General features: G+C 65.2%; 20 protein-coding genes. 4 read left to right on the top strand and 16 right to left on the bottom strand.

Going from position 1 to position 20,384, the window contains the following annotated elements; all coding sequences use genetic code 11:
* Nucleotides 1–46 precede the first annotated feature (46 nt).
* Nucleotides 47–1,375, top strand: a complete 1,329-nt coding sequence (locus ACVW16_RS22430) for a dicarboxylate/amino acid:cation symporter (protein ID WP_456701293.1) — start codon at nt 47–49, stop codon at nt 1,373–1,375.
* A 196-nt stretch (nt 1,376–1,571) separates the two neighbouring features.
* Here ACVW16_RS22430 and ACVW16_RS22425 read toward each other — a convergent pair whose 3' ends face one another.
* The 4 genes from ACVW16_RS22425 to ACVW16_RS22410 all read right to left on the bottom strand — a co-directional run bounded on the left by ACVW16_RS22425 (nt 1,572) and on the right by ACVW16_RS22410 (nt 6,428).
* The gene (locus ACVW16_RS22425) at nt 1,572–3,182 is read right to left on the bottom strand and encodes an ABC-F family ATP-binding cassette domain-containing protein (protein WP_456736252.1); all 1,611 of its coding nucleotides are present in this window, start codon (nt 3,180–3,182) and stop codon (nt 1,572–1,574) included.
* A 133-nt stretch (nt 3,183–3,315) separates the two neighbouring features.
* Nucleotides 3,316–4,563: an amidohydrolase family protein gene (locus ACVW16_RS22420; protein ID WP_456736253.1), complete on the bottom strand. Its 1,248-nt coding sequence runs from the start codon at nt 4,561–4,563 to the stop codon at nt 3,316–3,318.
* 12 nt (nt 4,564–4,575) lie between these two features.
* Nucleotides 4,576–5,076, bottom strand: a complete 501-nt coding sequence (locus ACVW16_RS22415) for a GAF domain-containing protein (protein WP_456736254.1) — start codon at nt 5,074–5,076, stop codon at nt 4,576–4,578.
* The gene (locus ACVW16_RS22410; protein WP_456739045.1) at nt 5,073–6,428 is read right to left on the bottom strand and encodes an MFS transporter; all 1,356 of its coding nucleotides are present in this window, start codon (nt 6,426–6,428) and stop codon (nt 5,073–5,075) included. The genes ACVW16_RS22415 and ACVW16_RS22410 overlap by 4 nt, the downstream gene beginning before the upstream one ends.
* Nucleotides 6,429–6,598: 170 nt before the next feature.
* On the opposite strand from ACVW16_RS22410, the gene ACVW16_RS22405 reads away from it, so the two are divergent.
* Nucleotides 6,599–7,465, top strand: a complete 867-nt coding sequence (locus tag ACVW16_RS22405) for a LysR family transcriptional regulator (RefSeq protein ID WP_456738233.1) — start codon at nt 6,599–6,601, stop codon at nt 7,463–7,465.
* A 4-nt stretch (nt 7,466–7,469) separates the two neighbouring features.
* Here the strand turns inward: ACVW16_RS22405 and ACVW16_RS22400 are convergent, their stop codons facing one another.
* Genes ACVW16_RS22400 through ACVW16_RS22365 form a run of 8 tightly spaced genes read right to left on the bottom strand, consistent with a single transcriptional unit; the run spans nt 7,470 to nt 15,253 of the window.
* On the bottom strand, nt 7,470–8,600 hold the full coding sequence (locus ACVW16_RS22400; protein WP_456739044.1) for an NAD(P)/FAD-dependent oxidoreductase: 1,131 nt from the start codon (nt 8,598–8,600) through the stop codon (nt 7,470–7,472).
* Nucleotides 8,597–10,015: an FAD/NAD(P)-dependent oxidoreductase gene (locus ACVW16_RS22395; RefSeq protein ID WP_456736257.1), complete on the bottom strand. Its 1,419-nt coding sequence runs from the start codon at nt 10,013–10,015 to the stop codon at nt 8,597–8,599. Before ACVW16_RS22395 ends, ACVW16_RS22400 begins: the two co-directional genes overlap by 4 nt.
* Nucleotides 10,012–10,308 carry a (2Fe-2S)-binding protein gene (locus ACVW16_RS22390; RefSeq protein ID WP_456701287.1) on the bottom strand — a complete coding sequence of 99 codons (297 nt, stop codon included), beginning with the start codon at nt 10,306–10,308 and terminating at the stop codon, nt 10,012–10,014. The genes ACVW16_RS22395 and ACVW16_RS22390 overlap by 4 nt, the downstream gene beginning before the upstream one ends.
* A gap of 19 nt (nt 10,309–10,327) precedes the next feature.
* Complete coding sequence (locus tag ACVW16_RS22385) at nt 10,328–11,464, bottom strand: NAD(P)/FAD-dependent oxidoreductase (RefSeq protein WP_456701286.1); 1,137 nt, start codon at nt 11,462–11,464, stop codon at nt 10,328–10,330.
* An 8-nt stretch (nt 11,465–11,472) separates the two neighbouring features.
* Nucleotides 11,473–12,279 carry an ABC transporter permease gene (locus ACVW16_RS22380; protein WP_456736258.1) on the bottom strand — a complete coding sequence of 269 codons (807 nt, stop codon included), beginning with the start codon at nt 12,277–12,279 and terminating at the stop codon, nt 11,473–11,475.
* On the bottom strand, nt 12,276–13,151 hold the full coding sequence (locus tag ACVW16_RS22375; protein ID WP_456701284.1) for an ABC transporter permease: 876 nt from the start codon (nt 13,149–13,151) through the stop codon (nt 12,276–12,278). The genes ACVW16_RS22380 and ACVW16_RS22375 overlap by 4 nt, the downstream gene beginning before the upstream one ends.
* Complete coding sequence (locus tag ACVW16_RS22370; protein ID WP_456736259.1) at nt 13,148–14,188, bottom strand: ABC transporter ATP-binding protein; 1,041 nt, start codon at nt 14,186–14,188, stop codon at nt 13,148–13,150. The genes ACVW16_RS22375 and ACVW16_RS22370 overlap by 4 nt, the downstream gene beginning before the upstream one ends.
* A 27-nt stretch (nt 14,189–14,215) precedes the next feature.
* Nucleotides 14,216–15,253, bottom strand: coding sequence for an ABC transporter substrate-binding protein (locus ACVW16_RS22365; protein WP_456736260.1), 1,038 nt, complete (start codon nt 15,251–15,253; stop codon nt 14,216–14,218).
* 265 nt (nt 15,254–15,518) lie between these two features.
* Between ACVW16_RS22365 and ACVW16_RS22360 the strand changes: the two genes are divergently transcribed.
* Both ACVW16_RS22360 and ACVW16_RS22355 read left to right on the top strand, forming a co-directional pair.
* Entirely contained in the window at nt 15,519–16,433 is a 915-nt protein-coding gene (locus ACVW16_RS22360) for a LysR substrate-binding domain-containing protein (protein ID WP_456701281.1), read from the top strand.
* A 44-nt stretch (nt 16,434–16,477) separates the two neighbouring features.
* Nucleotides 16,478–17,182 (top strand): type 1 glutamine amidotransferase, encoded by a 705-nt coding sequence (locus tag ACVW16_RS22355; protein ID WP_456736261.1) that lies wholly within the window; start codon nt 16,478–16,480, stop codon nt 17,180–17,182.
* 41 nt (nt 17,183–17,223) lie between these two features.
* Here ACVW16_RS22355 and ACVW16_RS22350 read toward each other — a convergent pair whose 3' ends face one another.
* From ACVW16_RS22350 to ruvB, 4 genes are all read right to left on the bottom strand, one after another.
* Nucleotides 17,224–17,691 carry a nuclear transport factor 2 family protein gene (locus ACVW16_RS22350; RefSeq protein WP_456736262.1) on the bottom strand — a complete coding sequence of 156 codons (468 nt, stop codon included), beginning with the start codon at nt 17,689–17,691 and terminating at the stop codon, nt 17,224–17,226.
* A gap of 78 nt (nt 17,692–17,769) precedes the next feature.
* Nucleotides 17,770–18,219, bottom strand: a complete 450-nt coding sequence (gene ybgC / locus ACVW16_RS22345; RefSeq protein ID WP_456736263.1) for a tol-pal system-associated acyl-CoA thioesterase — start codon at nt 18,217–18,219, stop codon at nt 17,770–17,772.
* A gap of 68 nt (nt 18,220–18,287) precedes the next feature.
* Nucleotides 18,288–19,211, bottom strand: coding sequence for a metallophosphoesterase (locus ACVW16_RS22340; RefSeq protein ID WP_456739023.1), 924 nt, complete (start codon nt 19,209–19,211; stop codon nt 18,288–18,290).
* Between the two features lie 130 nt (nt 19,212–19,341).
* Nucleotides 19,342–20,376, bottom strand: a complete 1,035-nt coding sequence (ruvB, locus tag ACVW16_RS22335) for a Holliday junction branch migration DNA helicase RuvB (protein ID WP_456738234.1) — start codon at nt 20,374–20,376, stop codon at nt 19,342–19,344.
* Nucleotides 20,377–20,384: the final 8 nt, after the last annotated feature.

The following is a 20,384-nucleotide window of genomic DNA, read 5'->3' as shown; positions in this document are numbered from 1 at the left end:
ACATGATGTGAATCAGGCGAGACCAACGCGTTCCCGGGCTCAGGATATGACACAAGTCGCGTTCCAGCCAGCCGTCCACCGCCGGCACCAGCCCTGGTACAAGATCCTCTATGTCCAGGTACTGATCGCGATCGCACTTGGGGTGCTGATCGGCTATTTCTATCCCGATCTCGGCAAGGCCCTGAAGCCGCTCGGCGACGGCTTCATCGCCCTGATCAAGATGATGATCGCGCCTGTGATCTTCTGCACCGTGGTGCACGGCATCTCCTCGATGGGCGATCTCAAGCGCGTCGGCCGGGTCGGGCTGAAGGCGCTGGTCTATTTCGAGACGGTGTCGACCGTGGCGCTCGCTGTCGGCCTTTTGGTCGGCGAGGTGCTTCAGCCCGGGCATGGCTTCAACATCGACCCTGCCTCGATCGACCCGAAGTCGGTCGCGACCTACGTCACCAAGGCGAAGGAAGAGGGCATCGTGGCCCATCTCATGGGCATCATCCCCGACAGCTATTTCGGCGCCATCGCGCGCGGCGACCTGCTCCAGGTGCTGCTGGTCTCGATCCTCTCGGGATTCGCCATCGCATTTCTCGGCAAGGCCGGAGAGCCGATCGCGGAGGCGGTCGACAAGGCCGCAAAGATGTTCTTCGGCATCATCCGCATCATCGTGCGCGTGGCGCCGATCGGCGCCTTCGGTGCGATGGCGTTCACCGTCGGCGCCTATGGTCTCGGCTCGCTGCTCAATCTCGCCGCCCTGATCGGCACGTTCTACCTCACCAGCATCCTGTTCGTGCTGATCGTGCTGGGCGCGATCGCCAGGGTTGCGGGCTTCTCGATCCTGCGCTTCATCGCCTACATCAAGGACGAGCTCTTGATCGTGCTCGGCACCTCGTCGTCGGAGACGGTGCTGCCGCAGATGATCCAGAAGATGGAGCATCTCGGCGCCTCGCGCTCGGTGGTCGGCCTCGTGATCCCGACCGGCTACAGCTTCAACCTCGACGGCACCAACATCTACATGACGCTGGCGACGCTGTTCCTGGCGCAGGCGACCAATACCCATCTGACGATCTGGCAGGAGCTCGGCATCCTCGGGATTGCCATGATCACCTCGAAGGGCGCCTCCGGCGTGACCGGCGCCGGCTTCATCACGCTTGCCGCAACGCTCTCGATTGTGCCCGACATCCCGATCCAGTCGATCGCGATCCTGGTCGGCATCGACAAGTTCATGAGCGAGTGCCGCGCGCTGACCAATCTGATCGGCAACGGCATCGCCTGCGTCGTCATCAGCATCTCCGAAGGCGAGCTCGACCGCGAGGCGCTGCACCAGACCATGACGCATCCGCTGGAGATGGGCGAGGCCCTTGAGCCTGGCGGAACCGCGTAGAAGCGCCGCACGAAAATCGAGGGCATGCGCCGCCCGCGATTCTCCCTGCGGTATTTTCCCGGAGTAGAAAATTGGTACGACCGGAGTCACAACAACGGCGTTGGGATCACGGACTGATACTTATCCATTCCACCCGACGCGCTGGGGGCAGAGCGTCGGGTTTTTGAAGAATTGTCACCAAGATCTGCCGGGCGGATCAGATGATCCCGCCATCGGCGCGCGCAGCACCGGCGAAATCAAAACGACGCGTGACTTCGATCGCTTCCAGGAACGCCTCGTCATGGCTGACGACGAGTAACGCTCCATCGTAGGCGCGCAAGCCCGCTTCGACTGCGGCGATGGACTCCAGATCCAGATGGTTGGTCGGCTCGTCCAGGATCAGCAGCGACGGCGGCGTCGATCCGCCCAGCACGCAGGCGAGGCCCGCTCGAAACAGCTGTCCGCCGCTCAGGCTGCCGACTTCTTGCATGGCGGCATCCGCGCGAAACATGAAGCGCGCCAAAGCGGCGTGGCATTCGTTGACGCCCGCCTTCGGATTGAGCCGCGCGAAATTGTCGAGGATCGAGATCGCAGGATCGAGCAGGCTGACCATTTGGTCGAACAGCGCGAAGTCCGGCCTGACCCGCACAGTGCCCGAGACAGGATGTAGCTCACCGGCAATCAACTTCAGCAGCGTGGTCTTGCCGGAGCCATTGGGCCCGGCAATCGCGACACGCTCCGGCCCGACGATCGCAAGCGATAGATCGCGCAGGATCGGCCGGTCCGGCCGATAGCCCGCACTGACGCGATCGAGCCAGACGACTTCCCTCCCCGCGGGGAGCTGCGTCGACGGCAGCTTGACGGACAGCGGCTGAAGAATCTCCACGCGCCGACGCGCAGTTTCGACCGCATCGACGGCCTCCGCGCGCCGCCGCTCGGCAATCTGCGCGAACTTGCCGCCGCTGTCCTCGCTGCGATCCCTGCGCGCGCCGGCGAGGATCCGCGGCATGTCGCCTTTGGCACGCTTCGCCCTTCCGTCGCTGTCCTTGCGCGCTTTTCGTTCGGCTGCTTGCTGCGTCTTGCCATCGATCTCGGAGAGATGTCTTTCGGCATGGGCGAGGTCGTGCCTGACGGCGGCGAGCTCGAGGGCCTTCTGCGCGCGGTAGCTGCTCCAGTTGCCGCCATAGCGCGTAGCGCCGAGCGAGGTCAGCTCGACGATGGCGTCCATGGTCTCGAGCAGCGCGCGGTCATGGCTGACGACGATCGCGCCGCCACGCCAGCCGGCGAGGAGCTCGATCACGGCCTGGCGCCCGTTCCGGTCGAGATTGTTGGTGGGCTCGTCCAGCAGCAGGAAGTCCGGCTCCGTAAAGAGCAGTGCGGCAACTCGCACGCGCGTGACCTGCCCGCCCGACAAACGATCCAGTTCCGTGTCCGGCGAGAGATCGAAGCCAACGCGGGCAAGAGCGGACGCGAGCCGCGTCTCGAGAGTCCAGTCGGCCGCAGCGACATCCTCGGCCGAAGCATTACCGAGCTCCGCCCGGCGCAGCAGGTCAAGCGCGTCGCGCACGCCGAAGAGGTCGGCGACCGTCACGCCGGCGCGCAGTTGGGCGTCCTGGCGCAGGAGCCCGACGGTTCCGTTGACGATGGCGCGACCCGACTGCGGAACGAGTTGGCCCGTGATCGCAGCGAGCAGGGTCGTCTTGCCGACACCATTGCGGCCGACGAGACCGGCACGCTCCGCGCCGAAGGTCAGATCGATATTGGAGAGAAGCGAGCGGCCGTCAGGCGTGGACAGCGACAGCCGCGACAGGATGATGGAAGCAGACATGGAATTCCCCGTGAGCAATGCGGATGGGCGTTGCGGTCGGGGTCAAATCCATGGTGCTGATATCCTTGATGTGAGAATTGCTAATTAGTCCTGCGGTGGCTGGAGATCAAGCTGCACCTGGCGCAGATGGCGGTTAAGCGGCCAGCCTGTCGAACTGAACTTTTCCTGCCTTCATCACGAGCGGAATGTGCTCGCCCTGGCCGAGCAGGCAGGTCACGTCGTGCAACGGGTTGCCGTCGACCACCAGCAGATCCGCGAGCGCGTCGGGCGCGATCCGGCCGAGTTTTCCTTCCATGCCGAGCACCTCGGCACCAATCAACGTCGCGCTGGCGATGACCTCGCGCGCGCCCTGAATTTCGGCGCGGATGCGGAACTCTTCACTCTGCAGGCGCTGCGACGGCCCGAGCAGGTCGCTGCCGTAGCCGATCTTCACGCCGGCTTTGCGATAGATTTCGAGCGAGCGGAGGCCGGCATCGCGCACGTCGGCGATCTTGGCGACGCTCTCCGGCGGCAGGCCGTACTGCGCGCCTTCATTGGCGAGCGCCTCATAGGTAACCAGCGTCGGCACCACATAGGCACCCTTCTCGGCCATCAGGCGCGCCGCCTGATCGTCGACGAGATTGCCGTGCTCGATGGTGCGGACGCCACAGCGCACCGCGCGCGCGATCGCATCGGCGGTATAGGCATGGGCGAGCACGTAGGTCTGGCGGCCCCGCGCCTCCTCGACGATGGCGCGGATCTCGTCCTCGGAGTAGCCGAAGGCTCCGACCGGATCGGTCGGAGAGGCGACGCCGCCGGATGCCATGATCTTGATCTGGTCGGCGCCCATCTGGAGTTCCTCGCGCACCGCCCTGCGCACGCCGTCAACGCCGTCGGCAACGCGCGCCAGCGCACCGACGCGCACGCAGCACGGACAGACCGCGTCGCTCGTGAGATAATCCGAACGCGCCCGCATGTCGCCGTGCCCGCCGGTCTGGCTGAGCGCACGACCGGACACGAACAGCCGCGGACCGTCGGTCAGGCCGGTCTCGATCGCCTGCTTCATCGCATGGCCGGCGCCACCGGCATCGCGGACGGTCGTAAAGCCTCGCCGAAGCATGCCGCGCAACAGCAACGTCGAGCGCAGCGTCACCAGCACGTTCGGCATGTGGACCTGCTGCGCCAGGTTGAGCTCGATCGCGATGGTATGCACGTGAAGATCAATCAGGCCGGGCATCAGCGTCTTGCCCGTCAGATCGATGGTTCGATCGGCGGTGACCTTGATCGGCCGGTCCGACACCTCCTTGATCAAGGTACCCTCGACCAGCACGTCATGGCCCGTCAGCAACTCCGGCTGGAGCGGGTCGAGCAGAGCGGCGTTCTTGAAGAGAATGCTCGGCATGGTGATGTCCTGTCAGGGCGCCGGCGCAAGCAGCGCCGGCAAAGTGAGTTGGGCAAAGGGGAGACACGCGGCGACGTCGTCCTCGTCATACCAGCCGGCTTCATGCAGCAGATTGAGCGAGCCGAGCGTATGACCGCGCCAGCGCACCGGCATGTTGAGCACGCTGGCGCAGCCGAGCGAGGCGATCAACTCGTGGTCGGAGAAGACGTCGCGCAAATCATCCTGCGTGCGGCCGATATAGGCCTCGCCGCGGTCGAGCACGGCTTCGGTCCACGGCCCCGGCGCCAGCCGCTTGCGGCCGCCGGTGGGATAGGGTCCGGGAAGGTTGGAATAGATCCGCGCGGCTTCGCCGGTGACCTCGTCGTAGGTCAGGATCGTGAACAGCTTGTGCCCGATCGCCGAGTTCAGCGCGTCGTCCAGCGCCGCAAATAGCGTGCCCGGCTGATCCGCCCCGCCCTGTGCCGCCGCAACGGCCCTGAGCCAGGGATCGGCCTGCGGTCTGATCCGGCTCATGCAACCTCGCCCGCCGCGATCTCTTCCAGCGAACGGCCACGCGTCGGCACGCCCATCAGCACGACGGTGACCGCTCCCAGCAGCAGGACTGTCGTGGTGACGCCGAACACGCCGGCGAAGCCGAAATTGGGATAGAGGTAACCGACCAGGATCGGCGAGACGATCGCGCCGATGCGGCCGATGGCGGAGGCTAGCCCTGCGCCGGTGGTCCTGACCGGCGTCGGGAAGACTTCGGCGGTGTAGGCATAAACCCCCGCATAGGTGCCGTTCATGAAGAGGGACAGGAGAATTCCCGCCAATATGATGTGCTGGTCGGTCTGCGCGAAAGCGAGGCCGAGCGCACTGACGCCGCCAAGCACCATGTAGCTCGCGATCGTCGCCTGCCGGCCGATGCGCTCGTTGAAATACGCGGCGCTGAAATAACCGGGAATCTGTGCGCAATAGATCGCGATCGAATAGCCAAAGCTCTTGGTGATGCTCATGCCGTTCTGGACCAGAAGGCCGGGGATCCAGACGAAGAAGGAATAATAGCTGAAGGTGATCGCAAGCCACATGATCCAGGTCATGACGGTGATGCGCGCCTGGCGGGCGGCGACGAGTGCCGTGAAATTGGCGAGCAGCGTTCCACCGGTGGTCGGCGCCGCGGCTTCGACGACCGGCGGCGGCAGCACACGACCCTCGCGCGCAAATCCCGCCTCGATCCTGTCGAGCACGGCTGCGGCTTCCTTCTCCCGGCCGCGGGCTTCCAGCCAGCGCGGCGATTCCGGCAGGGCCCGCCGCCACCACAGCAGCATGACAACGGGCAGCGCCGTCATCACCAGCACGATGCGCCAGCCATTGTCGTAGGCGGGCACGATGAAATAGCCGAGCAAGGCTGCGGCAACGAAGCCAAAGGAAAAGAAGCCGGCCAATGCGCCGGTGAAGCTGCCGCGGTAGCGCCGCGCCACGAACTCCGCAAGATATGGCGCGATGATCGCACTCTCCGCGCCGGTACCCATGCCGGCGACAATCCGCGCAACGAAGAAGGCCGACCAGCTATCGACCATCGCACTGACGATGGACGCCACGCAGTAGAGCGCCAAGGCCGACATCATCACCGCACGGCGGCCGATCAGATCACCGAGCGTGCCGGCAAGCAGCGCGCCAAAGAGGAAGCCGATATAGGTGCTGCTGCCGAGCACGCCGATCTCGACGCTGGAGAGATTCCACGCCGTGCGCAGCACCGGCAGGATGAACGCCAGCACCGCCGCGTCCATCGCATCGAACATGTAGCCGAGGCCGCCCATCAGGAGCAGGAGTGCGTGGAAGCGTGCGAACGGAAGGCGCTCGATTCGCGCCGATATCATTGACATGGAAGTCCCCCTCGATTGCGGCCCGGCACACCGCGCGTCGTTCGGGAAGGAACCATAGACAAAGTGACATTATCGTCATAATTTATAATCTTGATCTAAGACATCACCACGGTGAATGTGTGTCGTTCCGTGCGCTCGACCTCAACCTGCTGAAAGTCTTCGAGGCGCTGATGACCGAGGGCAGCGTCACGCGCGCCGCGAGCGTGTTGACGATGACGCAGCCTGCCGTCAGCAATGCACTCGCGCGCCTGCGCGATGCGCTCGGTGATCCCCTGTTCGTACGGTCAGGCACCGGGATCCGTCCGACGCAACGCGCCGTGGTGTTGTGGGAGCCGATCGGCGAAGCGCTGGAGCGCGTGCGCGGGGCGCTCGACGAGCAGGTGTTCGATCCGGGCCGCGCCCAGACCCAGTTCACGCTTTCGATGTCGGACTATGTGGCTTCGCTGGTCATGCCGGACCTGCTGAACCATCTCGGCCAGGTCGCACCGAAGGCGCGCATCCACACCGTCCCCAACACCGTCGTGGAGATCGCCGACCAGCTCGAGGACAACAGGGTCGACTGCGTCTTGAGCGTCTATGTCAACGAGGCGCAGCAACCGGCTGCCATCCGCTCGCGCTCGCTGTGGACCGTGGAATATGCCTGCTTCATGCGGCGCGGCCATCCGCTGGCCGCAGGCAAGCGGCTCGGCTCGCGCGCCTTTCTCAACGCCCGTCACATCGATGTGAGCCTCGCAGGAAAGACGCAGCCGTCTTACGATCTCTTCCTTGCCTCACGCGGGCTGTCGCGCAATCTGGTGGCGACCGTCAACCATTACAGCGCGGCCTACGAGATCGTGCGGCAGTCCGATCTCATCGCCGTGCTGCCGCGCGATCTCCGCTCGGAGTCCCGCCATGCGCCGTTCCTGCACGCGATGCCGCTTCCGCTCCAGGCGCCGCCGCGCATCGTCAGCCTGTTCTGGCATCAGCGCAACGACACTGTCCCCGCGCAGCGCTGGCTGCGCGAGACCCTGGTCGGGATGTTCGCGAGGTCGGAGTGAGCGATCAGCGCTTCAGCGGAGCCGGGGTATGGAATCGGTCGATGCCGAGATCCGTGATTCGAGTCTGGGTGCCGCCATTGACGATCAGCTCCGCCATCACCGCCCCGGCGCCGGGGCCGAGCTGGAAGCCATGCAGCGAGAAGCCGAACTGGTGATAGAGGCCCTTGTGGCGGCAGCTCGGCCCGAACACGGGAATGTCGTCCTTCATCCTGGCCTCGATGCCGGCCCACGCGCGCACGATGGTGGCGCTGCGCATCACCGGAAACAGCTCGAACACCGTGCGTGCACTGATCGCGAGCCCCTTCCAGTCCAGCACCGTCTCGTTGCGGTCCTGGTAAGGCGTTGCCAGATGGCCGCCGCCGATCAGCACCGTGCCGTTGGAGAACTGCTTGAACGAGAGCTTGCGCCCCCGCAGGATCACGACGGGATCGATGAAATGCGGCACGCGCGACGTGATCATCAGCATCGGCGCCACCGTCTCGACCGGCACCGCCTCGCCGAGCGCGGCCGCGATCTTTCCGGCCCAGGCTCCGGCGGCATTGACCAGTACCGGCGCGGCAAAGGCCTCGGTGCCGACGTCGACGTGCCAGAGCCCCCCGCTGTACCTGATGTTGCTGGCCGCAATGCCCTCGCGCACGGTCGCGCCGAGCCGCTCGGCCTTGCGCCGGAACGCCGTCGTTGTCTGCGCCGGATTGGCCGCGCCGTCGCGCCGCGAGACGACGCCGCCGGGACAGGTCTCGGCCACGGCCGGTACGAGGCGCCGCAGTTCGGCCGCGTCGATCAGCTCTTCATGGGTGAAGCCGAGCGCATTGAGTTCGGCGACGCGGGCGCGGCAGACCGCGAGCTCCTCCGCGTTCTCCGCGACCAGAACCTGGCCATGGCTCTCAAAACTGCAATCGTCGTCGAGGAGCTCGGTGATCTTTTCCCAGATCCCCATCGAGCGGATCGAGAGCGGGATTTCGGGGACATGGCGCGCAAGCTGGCGGACCCCGCCGGCATTGACGCCCGAAGCGTGGCGGCCGGCATAATCCTTCTCGATCAGCACCGGCTTCAGGCCGGCGAGACACAGGTGCAGCGCGGTCGAGCATCCGTGGATGCCGCCACCGACGACGATCGCATCCACGTTTGCAGTCATCCGCGCACCACGGCCTTGATGTCGTCCTCCGTTTTAGGAACGGCGGCGAGCTCGGCGAGCGTGATCGGCTTGACCGGCGCGCGCAGCCGGTAATAGCCGATCTCCTGCGGGGTTTTTCCGCGCGCCTGCGCCATCAGCTCGGTCACGGTGAGGCCGCACAGCCGGCCCTGGCACGGCCCCATGCCGGTGCGACGATAGGCCTTGAGCTGGTTCGGTCCGGTCGCGCCGATCGCAACGGAATCGAGAACGTCCTTTGCTGTGACCTCCTCGCAGCGGCAAACGATGGTATCGCCCGAAGGAATGCGAAACTGCGGCGCCGGGCGGAACAACGTGTCGAGGAACACGCGACCGCGCTCGGCCTTGGCGAGATCCGAACGGAGCGCCGCCATTGCGGGGAGCTTCGCAGCGGACGCAGGCACCAGGGCCTCCGCCGCGGCGCGTGCCGCGATGAGGCCGCGCACGACCGCGGCATTGGCGCCGCCGATGCCAGCGCCATCACCGGCGATCGCGATGCCGGCCACCGACGAATTGCCGTTCGTGTCCAACACGGGCGACCAGCACAATTGCAGATCGTCCCAGCGATGCTCGACGCCTGCGGACATCGCCAGGTTGACGTTGGGCACAACGCCCTGATGCAGCAGCAGCAGATCGGCCGGAACAGTCTCGCGCTTGCCGCCCGCGACGTAGCTCACGCTGGCGAGCTGGCCATCACCGGCCCCTGCAAGCTCCGTGGTGCCGGAGATGACCTGCACCTTGGCTTTCACCTCGCGCATCATCGACAGGCCCTTGCTGAAATAGGGCGAGGTCAGGAAGGCCAAGGCGTGAGGCAGCGCGGCAAAGTAATTGCCGCGCTCGGTGGTGTCGAGAATGCGGTCGATGCGGCCGCCGAGGCGCAGGATCTGTGCGGCGAGTAGCCACAGCAGCGGCCCCTGCCCCGCGATCACGGTGCGCCCGTCAGGTACCAGGGCCGACGATTTCAACATCGTCTGCGCGGCACCCGCCGTCATCACACCCGGCAATGTCCAGCCGGGGATCGGAAACGGCCGCTCCAGCGCGCCGGTTGCAACGATCACGCGCTTGGCCTTGACGAAGGCGGACGTGCCCCCAATCGAAACGGCGAGATCGAGATTACGATCGAGGCTCCAGACGGTAGCCCGATGGATGACCTCGGCGTTGGTCGCGCGCAATAACTGCACGAGATCCGTACCGGCCCAATAGTCGGCGCCGAGTTGATCGCGCGCGGTCACGGGCGTGGAGTCGATGGCACGAAACACCTGGCCGCCGGGGCCGGCGTTCTCGTCGAGCAGCAGCGTGGACAGGCCAGCCTGGGCCGATGTCGCAGCCGCGGCGAGGCCGGCAGGCCCGGCGCCGATCACCACGACGTCGTAGGTTTCGCGCTTGGGAGCGACGCTCATCTTCCGATCTCCCGCTTGCCCTTCTGGATCTCGATCTGCATGCCCTCGCCGACGGGCACGAGGCAGCCCTGGCGATTGCCGACACCGTCGATGGTGACGAGGCAGTCGAAGCACACGCCCATCATGCAATAGGGCAGACGCGGTGCGCCGCTCACCGCGGTCGAGCGGCGCACGTCGCGGTCGGATGCCAGCAGCGCGGCGGAGACGGTGTCGCCCTGGCGCGCCGTGACGGCAACACCGTCAACGAAGATCTGTACCGGCGGCCGCTCGTCCTGTTCGGATCGTCGAAACATCTTGGTTCCTTCAATAGTTCTAGTAGCCGCTGTTGTTCAGCGCGCCCGCGCCACCGAAGCGGCTTGCCGAAAATGCGCCGACCAGCTCCGGTTCGAGCGCGCCTTGCGCAACCATGCGCGCGACCTCGAAGGCGTGGTTGGAGGCCAGCGTCACGCCGGAATGGCAGCAGGCGACGAAGGCCCCGGGATGCGTCTCCGACTGGTCGTAGATCGGAAAACCATCCTGGGGCATGACGCGGATGCCGGCCCAGCTCCTGACCACGTTGAGCCGCGACAGATGCGGGAACATGCGCTGGGCGCGATCGGCCATCACGCCACTGATCGACGGCTTCAACGTGCGATCATCCAGCTCGTCCTCCTTGCTGTCGCCGATCATCACCGTGCCTTCATCGGTCTGGCGGATCGTGGTCAGCGGATGCGGCAGGAACGGCATGGTGCGTTCGGTCACCACGACCTGGCCGCGGGTCGGCCCCATCGGCGCCGAGAGGCCGACCATCGGCGCCAGCGTCTGGTTGGCATTGCCGGCGGCGAGCACGACCTTGGCAGCGCGCAGCTCGCCCTTCGGGGTGGTCAGGCGGAATTCGCCGCCGCTCTTGCTGATCGCCGAAACCGGCTGCTCCGGGAAATAGTCAAGGCCGAATTCCCTGAACCCGGTATGGAAGGCGCGGAACGTGCGCAGCGAATTGACGTGGCCATCGAGCGGACAATAGCTGCCGCCGGAAACTTCGGGGCCGATCAGCGGCAGCGACTTCTTCACCTCGGAGGCCGACAGCATCTCCATCTTGTAGTCGGCCGCGCCCGTCTGGTTGTGCATGCGCTTGACGAGCTCGGTGCGCTGGCCGAATTCGTCATCGCCGAGCGTGAGATGAAAACCGCCATTCTGCTGGAGCGAGACATCGAGTCCCGTCTGCTGCTTCAGCTCCGACGCAAGCCGACCCCAAGCTTGCGAAGCCTGAACGGTCCAGACCGTGTAGGCCGGCATGCCGAGGCCCTTGCTCTGCACCCAGACCAGCGCAAAATTCGCGCGTGAGGCGCGCTTGGCGACGTCGCCCTCGTCGAGCACGGCCACGCTCTTGCCGAGCCGGCCGAGGCCCCACGCAATAGCGGAGCCGAGCAATCCGCCCCCGACCACGGCGACGTCGTATTCAGTTCGCATAGGTTCTCCTATCGTCCCGTGTCGCCCTTGCCGGCGAGCACGCGGTCGAGCCCGTAGAAGCGGTCGAGCAGAATCAGGGCGGTCATGGTCACAGCGATCACGCAAGCCGAGACCGACGTCACCAGCGGATCGATGTTGTCCTGAATATAAAGGAACATGCGCACGGGCAATGTCTCGGTGCCGGGCGCCGCAAGAAAGACGGTCATGGTGAGATCGTCGAACGACTGGATGAAGGCGAGCGCCCAGCCGCTGATCACGCCGGGCAGGATCAGCGGCAGCGTGACCCGCCGGAACAGCGTCCAGCCACCGGCGCCAAGCGAGACCGCGGCCATCTCGACGGTGCGGTCCATACCGGTCGCGGCCGCCAGCGTCAGCCGCAGCGCGAACGGAAACACGATGATGACATGCGCGATGATCAGCGCAGCGAAGCTGCCACCCAATCCAGCCGACGTGAAGAAGCGCAGGAACGCGATGCCGAGCACGACATGCGGAATCATCAGCGGTGATAGAAACAGCGCCGCAAGCGCGTCACGTCCGCGAAAACGATAGCGCGCGATTGCGAGCGCCGCAGGTACCGCGAACGACAGGGCCACGAAAGACGACAGCGCGCCGAGGCCGAGACTGATCCAGAAGGCATGGATGAATTCCGGATAGTCCGCAATCGCCCTGAACCAGCGCAGCGAGAAGCCGCTGGTCGGCAGCGACAGGAAGCCTTCGGGGGTGAAGGCGACGAGGCAGACCACCAGAATCGGCGCCACCATCACGATGACGAAGACGGTGTGGAAGATCAGCGCCAGCGGGCCGTTCCGTCTCATCGGAACACCTCCGCATAGCGGCGCTCGATCAGCGCATTGCTACCGACCACGATCAACACCAGCGCGACCAGCAGGAGTGTCGCGACCGCTGCGCCCAGAGGCCAGTTCAACGTATTGAGGAATTCGTCATAGGCGAGCGTCGCCGCGACCTTGAGGCGGCGGCCGCCGATGATCGCAGGTGTCGCGAAGGCGCTGGCCGAAAGCGAGAACACGATGATCGCGCCCGACAGCACGCCCGGCATGATCTGCGGCATGATGATGCGGCGGATGATCGTGACGGGGCCGGCGCCGAGCGACATCGCCGCATTCTCGATCTGCGGGTCGAGCCGCTGCAGCGCGGCCCACACCGAGAGCACCATGAACGGCATCATGACATGCGCGAGCGCGACGACCATACCGGTTTCGGTGAACATGAAGGGAATGGGGGAGCGGATTGCGCCGAGCGACATCAGGAGCTTGTTGACGAGGCCGTTGTTGCCGCCGAACAGCAGCGCCCAGCCGAGCGTGCGTGCCACCACGGAGATCAGCAGGGGTCCGAGAATCACGAGCAGGAAAAAGCTCTTCCAGCGGCCGCTCATGCGGTTGAGGATGTAGGCCTCGGGCGCGCCGAGCAATGCGGTCAGGAGCGTAGTCAGGACCGCGACCCGAAACGTCCGCCAGAACATCTCGGCGTAGTAGGGGTCGGTCGCTATCTCTTTCCAGTTCTTGAGGATGAAGACGGGTTCGATACCTTTGTACTGGCCCCAATCGTGGAATGACAAGATGACGGTCATGGCCAGCGGGATCAGTAACACGCCGACGAACAGCATCAGAGCAGGCGCAGTCAACGCCCAAGGCGCTCGCGCATTTCGCTCCTGGGCGGACGCGCTCATGCGAGGCTTCTCGCACGCACGCTCATGTCCTCCGGACGCCAGACGAGACGGACCGCCTCCCCCTCGTTCGGCTGCGGCTTGCCGTCATTCTGGCGGATCACGATCGCGGGACCGCATTCGCCGTCGCACTGGAACAGCCAATGATTGCCCTGGAAGATGCGCGTGATGATTTTTGCGCTGAGGCCGGCATCGCCAAAGCCAATCCTTTCAGGGCGAATGCTGACGGTGACAGGCCCGTTGAGCCCAACCGGCGCCGGCGCGCTCCAGGAGCCCGCGACCACCTTTGCTGGCGTCGCCGTCCGATCGATCGTCGCAGCAAAATCGTTGGTCTTGCCGAGGAATTGCGACACGAAGGCCGAAGCAGGCCTCTCATAGGTCTCCTGCGGCGTGCCGATCTGCGCTATCTTGCCCTGGCTCATCACCACGATGCGGTCGGACAGCGACATCGCCTCGTTCTGATCATGGGTGACGAGGATCGTCGTGGTGCCGATGGTGCGCTGGATCTGGCGCAGCTCGATCTGCATCTCCTCGCGCAGTTTTGCGTCGAGGTTCGACAGCGGCTCGTCGAGCAGCAGCACGCTCGGCTTGATCACCAGCGCACGCGCCAGCGCCACGCGCTGCTGCTGGCCGCCGGACATGCGGCGGGGATGACGATCCTCGTAGCCGGCAAGTCCGACCATGGCCAGCGCGGCGCGAACGCGCTCGGCCTTTTCGGCGCGCGGCACGTTGCGCATCTCGAGGCCGAAGGCGACGTTCTCCGCCGCCGTCATGTGCGGAAACAGCGCGTAGCTCTGGAACACGATGCCGAGCCCGCGCCTGGCCGGAGGGATGGCGGCGAGATCCTTGTCTTCCAGGCGGATCGCGCCGCGCGTGGGATCGAGAAAGCCAGCGATCATCTGTAGCGTCGTGGTCTTGCCGCAGCCGGAGGGGCCAAGGAAGGAGATGAACTCCCCCTTGCCCACGGTCAGACTGAAGTCATCGACCACAGTCATCGCACCGAACTGTTTTGCGACCCGGTCGAGCTCGAGATAGACCATGAGCTGTCTCCGCTTCGGACGATCAGATCAGCGCTCGACCTCGCGATTCCAGCGCTTGGTCCATTCCTCGCGCTTCTCGTTGATGACAGTCCAGTCCGGATTATAGAGCTTTGCCGCCCGCTCGCCGATCGGCGCCATCTTGCCGAGCTCCGGTGGCACCTTCAGCGATTTCAGCACCGGGCCGTAGCCGTAATCCTTGAGCATCACCAGCTGGATTTTGGGATCGAGCAGCATTTTCACGAAGCTCGACGCCAACGGCGAGGCGCTCGGCTTGGCGATCGGGCACGCCGTCGTCAGCAGCGTCGCAGCACCTTCCTTCGGGTAGACGAAGTCGACGGGGAAACCGGTATTGGCAAAACTCTGCACGCGGCCGGTGCCCCACACCGCGATGACCGCCTGGCCGGACTGGAACAGTTCGGTCATCTTGCCCGGCGACGGCTCATAGGCGAGCACATTGGGGTTGATTTGTTCCTTGAAGATCTTGAAGCCGGACTCGACGTTGCTCTCGCCGCCACCGTTCATCTTCGACAGCATCACCAGCGCTTCGAGACCATAGGTGTTGTTGATCGGCGGGATCACGAGCTGTTTGGCGTATTTCGTGTCCTTGAGGTCATTCCACGACGTCGGCGGCGCCCAGCCTTTCTCGGCGAACACCTTGGTGTTGTACATCAGCCCGGTCGCGACGATGCCGACCGCGACCGCACGATCATCCTTGAAGCGCGCGGTGTCGTAGAGATCGGCGGCCGGCAGGCCCTCGAGCTTGCCGCAGAAGCCGAGCTGGATTGCCTGATACATCGGACCATCGTCGACGATGGCCACGTCGATCTGCTGGTTACCCTTCTGCGCCTGAAGCTTGGCCAGCGTGTCGGTGGAGTTGCCGGCGACGTACTCGACCTTGACGTTGTTCTCCTTCTCGAAGGTCGGGATCACCTCATCGCGGATGGTCTTCTCGAATGAGCCACCATAGCCGGCGACATAGAGCGTCTTTTGTTGGGCGGAGACGGCCGACGGGAAGACGATGAGCGCTGCGAGGCTGACCGCGGTCAGAAGGCTGGAAGTCTTCATGGGGACCGATCTCCAATACCGGAATGAGGTGACGTGCCGAAAAATCCCTGGCTGAAGCGCGTGGCCGTGTTTCCTTCTGCGCCCTCCCGCAGCAGGGCTCCTGCGTTGCGGGTTGGGGCGCGATCTGGAGGTTGGAACGCCTCCAAGCTGCCGAAAAAGCGGGCCGTCTCCAGTCCTGATGAAAAAGATCGCAAACCACGACTTCCATCGTCCAATGAATAATGGCAACCTTTGCATGCCTGAATGTTATGAATGGATTTTTGGGATGGCGCGGATCAATTCGCGGCAGGTGGAAGCGTTTCGGGCGACGATGCTGACCGGCAGCGTGACCGAGGCGGCGGCGCTGATGACGGTGACACAACCAGCGGTGAGCCGGTTGCTGCGCGACCTCCAGGCGCTGTTGAAAATGGAGCTGTTCGAGCGGCGCGGCACGGGTCTGGTGCCGACCGCTGCGGCGATGGCGCTTTATACCGAGGTCGAGCGGTCCTTCGTCGGCCTCGAACGCATCAGCGCAGCAGCGGAGGAAATCCGCAGCCGTCGCACCGGCTCGCTGCGGATCGCGGCCCTGCCGGCGCTGTCGAACGGCTATCTGCCGCGGCTGACAGGTCATTTCCTAAAGGAACGGCCGAATCTCAACCTCGCCTTCTTCGGCGTGATCTCGCCGATCGTGGTCGACTGGGTGCTGAACAATCAGTGCGATGTCGGCTTTGCCGAGGTGCCGATCGCGCATTCCGGCTTGCCGAGCCAGAAGCTTCCCGCACCCGCACGTGTCGCGGTGCTGCCCACAGGACATCGCCTCGCCGAGAAGCAAGTGCTGGAGCCGCGGGACTTCGAGGGCGAGACCTTCATCTCGCTGTCATCAGGCTCGTCGAGCCGGCACCTCGTCGACCAGGTCTTCCATCGTCACGACGTCCGCCGCGTGCTGCGCGTGGAGACGGCGCTGTCCGAGATCATGTGCGGCCTGGTGTCGTCAGGTCTTGGCGTCGCGATCTGCGATCCCTTCACCGCGCAGGAGTTCTCCACGCGCGGCGTCGTCGTGCGCCGCTTCCTGCCGCGCATCGACTTCGAGTTTTCAGCCGTGTTTCCCGCGCAGCGCAGCCCCTCGCCGGTGGCGCTCGATCTGGTCGAGACGATGCGCAAGTCGCTCGCGGAGTTCGACGCCCGACCCGCGTCGGGATGATCGAACGCTTGCAGAGAGAAAGCCGATCTCCTACCTGAGGACACATGGCACGCATCACCATCATCGAGACCGGGCAGGTCCCGCCAAAATATCGTGAGCGACACGGCACATTCCCGGACATGTTCGAGCGCATGGTTCGCGCCGAGGATCCATCAGCCGCGGTCGACATCGTCAGCATCCCGAACGGCGATGCGCTGCCCGATCCGGGCAAGCTCGAGGCCGTGCTGATCACCGGTGCCGCCGCCGGCGTCTATGACGGCCTCGACTGGATCGCACCGCTGGAAGATTTCGTACGCAGCGCCTACGCCAACAGAACGCCGATGGTCGGCGTCTGCTTCGGTCACCAGCTGATCGCGCAGGCACTCGGCGGGACCGTACGCAAATCGGACAAGGGCTGGGGCATCGGCCGGCACGTCTATCGCGTGCTACCGGAGAACGGCGTCGTCGATGGCGAAGCGGTTGCCATTGCCTGCTCGCATCAGGACCAGGTGATCGAAGCGCCCGCCGGTGCGCTGACTATCCTCTCGTCGGAATTCACCCCGCATGCCGGCCTGCTCTACGCCAATGGCGCGACGCTGACGGTGCAGCCGCATCCGGAGTTCGATGTGGCGTTCGCGGAAGTATGCTGCGAACTGCGCGAGGGCAAGGCGCCGGATGATGTTGTTGCCAAGGCAAGGGCGTCGCTGGCAGAGCCGATGGACAGCGCGAAGCTCGGCGGCGCGATTACGAGGTTTTTGGCGAGGCGCTGATTTCACCTCGCCCCCGCTTGCGGGAGAGGGAGAGGCGCAATTCAGAACGGATCCGTCCCCAGCCCCGGCACATCAGCCGGCCGCGGCCCCGGCGCTGCCCAGTGAAAGCGGCGGTCCGTCTCGGAAATCGCGATGTCGTTGATCGAGGCCTCGCGCCGCCGCATCAGGCCGTGCTCGTCGAACTCCCACTGCTCGTTGCCGTAGGAGCGATACCACTGGCCACTGGCGTCGTGCCATTCATACTGGAAGCGCACCGCGATGCGGTTTTGGTCGAAGGCCCAGAGATCCTTGATCAGGCGATAGTCCTGCTCCTTCTCCCATTTTCGGGTAAGGAAGGCGACGATGGCCTCGCGGCCCTGAAACACTTCCGAGCGATTGCGCCAGCGGCTGTCCTCGGTATAGGCGAGCGAGACCCGCACCGGATCGCGTGAATTCCAGGCATCTTCGGCCATCCGCGCCTTTTGCGCAGCGGTGTCTCGGGTGAAGGGCGGAAGCGGTGGGCGCGACATTGTGGCCTCATCGGTTGATCGGGACCGCAATCTATTCCTGCTTGCGACGGAGTCGATAGGGCATCCCCTATCGGGCGATCACGAAATCAGATCGGCCTTCATCAGCCTGCGGATCGATTTCGGGATCGCCTGCGCCCGGCCGCCGCTGATGAAAGCGACGCGCACCTCAGCCTTGACCAGCAGCTCCTCACCGCGCCGCACCTCCTGCGCCAGCATGATCGACGCCCCCTTCACCGCAACCGGCCAGGTCACGACATCGAGCACATCGTCCATCCGCGCGGGCTTGAGGAAATCGAGATGCATCGAGCGCACGACGAAAGCGAAGCCTGCGCCTTCGGTTTCGACCTGCTCGAACAGCGCCTGCTGCTCGGCGCCCATCAACCTGAGATGATTGGTGCGCCCACGCTCCATGTAGCGCAGGTAATTGGCGTGATACACGATGCCTGAGAAATCCGTGTCCTCGTAATAGACGCGGACCTGCATGTGGTGGCGGCCGTCGCGGATCTCGCCGTCGAGATGGGCTGTCACGTCGCGAGCCTCTTCGCTTGTAGCTACCGGCCCGTTGTGCGCAAAAACGCCCGGCCGCGCAAGCGCGGCTAGGACACAATTGCGGCCGGCGCCCGTCCCAAGGTCACCTCGACGATCTCGGGCGGCACGCCGACGCGGACCGGCACGATGCTGCAACCGAGACCGCCGGAAACGACGACGTCGCATTTCAGCCGAAAGTGGCCGTAAACGAGTTGCGCGGCATATTCCGGCGGAAGCGCGGGCGACCAGCCGAACAGGCGGACCTGGCCGCCATGGGTGTGGCCGGACAGCTGCAGCGCGACGCGCGCGGGCACGCGCCAGGCGATGTTGGGCTCGTGCGCGAGCAGGATCACGGGCGCATCGTCGGTGATCCTCGCCAGCGTCGCCGTGAGATCGTCGACGCCAAAGCTCCGCGCGCGACCGTAGCGTTGGGCGGGCGCGTAGGCGAGCTGATCGCCGAGACCGGCGAGCCAGAACGAGCGGCCGTCCTTGGTGAGGCGCACGGCGTCGTTTTCATAGACGGGAATGCCGGCAGCCTGCAGCGCGCGTCGGGCAACCGGCACGCCCTGCCCGGCGCGCTGGACGACCTTGTCGTCCCAATAATCGTGATTGCCCAGGACGGCATGAATGCCGAGTGGCGCCTTGAGGCCGGTCAGCACCCTGGCCCATTCATCGGCCGCAATGAGCCGCGTGACATAATGGTGGCCGGCGACATAGTCGCCGAGCAGAACGACGAGATCGGGCTTGAGCGCGTTGGCCTGATCGACGATGGCCTCGATCCGCTCGAGCGACATCCAGGGCTCGCAGGCATGGATATCGGCGATCACGGCGATCCTGAGCGGAAAATCGGCGGGCCATTGCCGCGGAGCCAGGCGATAGCGGGTGATCCGTGGCCGCAGCTCCGGCTCAACGCCGACGCCGTAGGCGGCCGTCGAGAAGCCGAGCGCTGAGAGGCCGCCGACAGAACGGATGAGATGACGTCGAGAAATCATGGAAGCTTGCTCGTGATGCGCTTCCGTGATGCAGCTCGAATGGAGCGGAATTGGGGTGCGCTTGTGCAAATCATCTGCACAGAGATTACAGAAATTTCACGACGTCAGGAGCACTGCGCGAGCGCGCAGATCACTCGTCGGTTTCGTCCGAGCCGAACAGGCCGAACTGCGCCGCCGCATCCCGCGACGGTTCGGCGATGCCGAGATGGCGGAAGGCGTGCGAGGTGAGCAGGCGGCCGCGCGGGGTACGCTGCAGATAGCCGCACTGAATGAGATACGGCTCGATGATATCCTCGATCGCATCGCGCGGCTCTGACAATGCCGCCGCCATCGTCTCGACGCCCACTGGGCCGCCGCCATAGTTCATCGCGATCGTCGTGAGATAGCGGCGGTCCATGGCATCGAGGCCGGCGGCGTCGACTTCGAGCGCACTCAGCGCGTGGTCGGCGATCTTGCGGTCGATCTTGTCGGCATCGGCCGCGGAGGCAAAATCGCGAACGCGGCGGAGCAGGCGGCCGGCGATGCGCGGCGTGCCGCGGGCGCGGCGCGCGATTTCGTTGGCGCCATCCGCGCTCATACCCACCTTGAGCACGCGCGCACCACGGCTGACGATGCTCTCCAGCTCCTCGATCGTATAGAAGTTGAGGCGGACGGGAATGCCGAAGCGGTCGCGCAGGGGATTGGTAAGCAGGCCGGCGCGCGTGGTGGCGCCGACGAGGGTGAATTTCGACAGCTCGATCTTGACCGAGCGAGCCGCCGGCCCCTCGCCGATGATGAGGTCGAGCTGAAAGTCCTCCATCGCCGGATAGAGCACCTCCTCCACCGCCGGACTGAGGCGATGGATCTCGTCGATGAAGAGCACGTCGCGCTCTTCGAGATTGGTCAAGAGCGCGGCGAGATCGCCGGCCTTGGCGATGACGGGACCCGACGTGGCGCGAAAGCCGACCCCCAGTTCCTTGGCGACGATCTGCGCCAGTGTGGTCTTGCCGAGACCGGGCGGGCCGACGAACAGCACATGATCCAGCGCCTCGCCGCGCTTGCGCGCCGCCTCGATGAAGATCGAGAGATTTTGGCGCGCCTGTTGTTGGCCGACGAAGTCGGACAAGGACTGCGGACGCAGTGCAGTGTCGCCGACATCGTCGCTGCGGCGCTCGGGCGAGACCATGCGGTTGG

This window comes from Bradyrhizobium sp. USDA 4474 (genome assembly GCF_054057515.1).
Note: the sequence above shows the minus strand (reverse complement) of the source record. Positions and strands in the feature narration are given on the sequence as shown.

Excerpts from the sequence above, each read along its gene's own strand:
- ACVW16_RS22420 (WP_456736253.1), bottom strand. The coding sequence starts at position 4,563 with ATGCCGAGCATTCTCTTCAAGAACGCCGCTCTGCTCGACCCGCTCCAG.
- ACVW16_RS22360 (WP_456701281.1), top strand. The coding sequence starts at position 15,519 with ATGGCGCGGATCAATTCGCGGCAGGTGGAAGCGTTTCGGGCGACGATG.
- ACVW16_RS22340 (WP_456739023.1), bottom strand. The coding sequence starts at position 19,211 with ATGATTTCTCGACGTCATCTCATCCGTTCTGTCGGCGGCCTCTCAGCG.
- ACVW16_RS22430 (WP_456701293.1), top strand. The coding sequence starts at position 47 with ATGACACAAGTCGCGTTCCAGCCAGCCGTCCACCGCCGGCACCAGCCC.
- ACVW16_RS22395 (WP_456736257.1), bottom strand. The coding sequence starts at position 10,015 with ATGAGCGTCGCTCCCAAGCGCGAAACCTACGACGTCGTGGTGATCGGC.
- ACVW16_RS22355 (WP_456736261.1), top strand. The coding sequence starts at position 16,478 with ATGGCACGCATCACCATCATCGAGACCGGGCAGGTCCCGCCAAAATAT.
- ruvB (WP_456738234.1), bottom strand. The coding sequence starts at position 20,376 with ATGGTCTCGCCCGAGCGCCGCAGCGACGATGTCGGCGACACTGCACTG.
- ACVW16_RS22380 (WP_456736258.1), bottom strand. The coding sequence starts at position 12,279 with ATGAGACGGAACGGCCCGCTGGCGCTGATCTTCCACACCGTCTTCGTC.
- ACVW16_RS22425 (WP_456736252.1), bottom strand. The coding sequence starts at position 3,182 with ATGTCTGCTTCCATCATCCTGTCGCGGCTGTCGCTGTCCACGCCTGAC.
- ACVW16_RS22390 (WP_456701287.1), bottom strand. The coding sequence starts at position 10,308 with ATGTTTCGACGATCCGAACAGGACGAGCGGCCGCCGGTACAGATCTTC.
- ACVW16_RS22385 (WP_456701286.1), bottom strand. The coding sequence starts at position 11,464 with ATGCGAACTGAATACGACGTCGCCGTGGTCGGGGGCGGATTGCTCGGC.
- ACVW16_RS22410 (WP_456739045.1), bottom strand. The coding sequence starts at position 6,428 with ATGTCAATGATATCGGCGCGAATCGAGCGCCTTCCGTTCGCACGCTTC.
- ACVW16_RS22400 (WP_456739044.1), bottom strand. The coding sequence starts at position 8,600 with ATGACTGCAAACGTGGATGCGATCGTCGTCGGTGGCGGCATCCACGGA.
- ACVW16_RS22375 (WP_456701284.1), bottom strand. The coding sequence starts at position 13,151 with ATGAGCGCGTCCGCCCAGGAGCGAAATGCGCGAGCGCCTTGGGCGTTG.
- ACVW16_RS22365 (WP_456736260.1), bottom strand. The coding sequence starts at position 15,253 with ATGAAGACTTCCAGCCTTCTGACCGCGGTCAGCCTCGCAGCGCTCATC.
- ACVW16_RS22350 (WP_456736262.1), bottom strand. The coding sequence starts at position 17,691 with ATGTCGCGCCCACCGCTTCCGCCCTTCACCCGAGACACCGCTGCGCAA.
- ACVW16_RS22405 (WP_456738233.1), top strand. The coding sequence starts at position 6,599 with ATGACCGAGGGCAGCGTCACGCGCGCCGCGAGCGTGTTGACGATGACG.
- ACVW16_RS22415 (WP_456736254.1), bottom strand. The coding sequence starts at position 5,076 with ATGAGCCGGATCAGACCGCAGGCCGATCCCTGGCTCAGGGCCGTTGCG.
- ACVW16_RS22370 (WP_456736259.1), bottom strand. The coding sequence starts at position 14,188 with ATGGTCTATCTCGAGCTCGACCGGGTCGCAAAACAGTTCGGTGCGATG.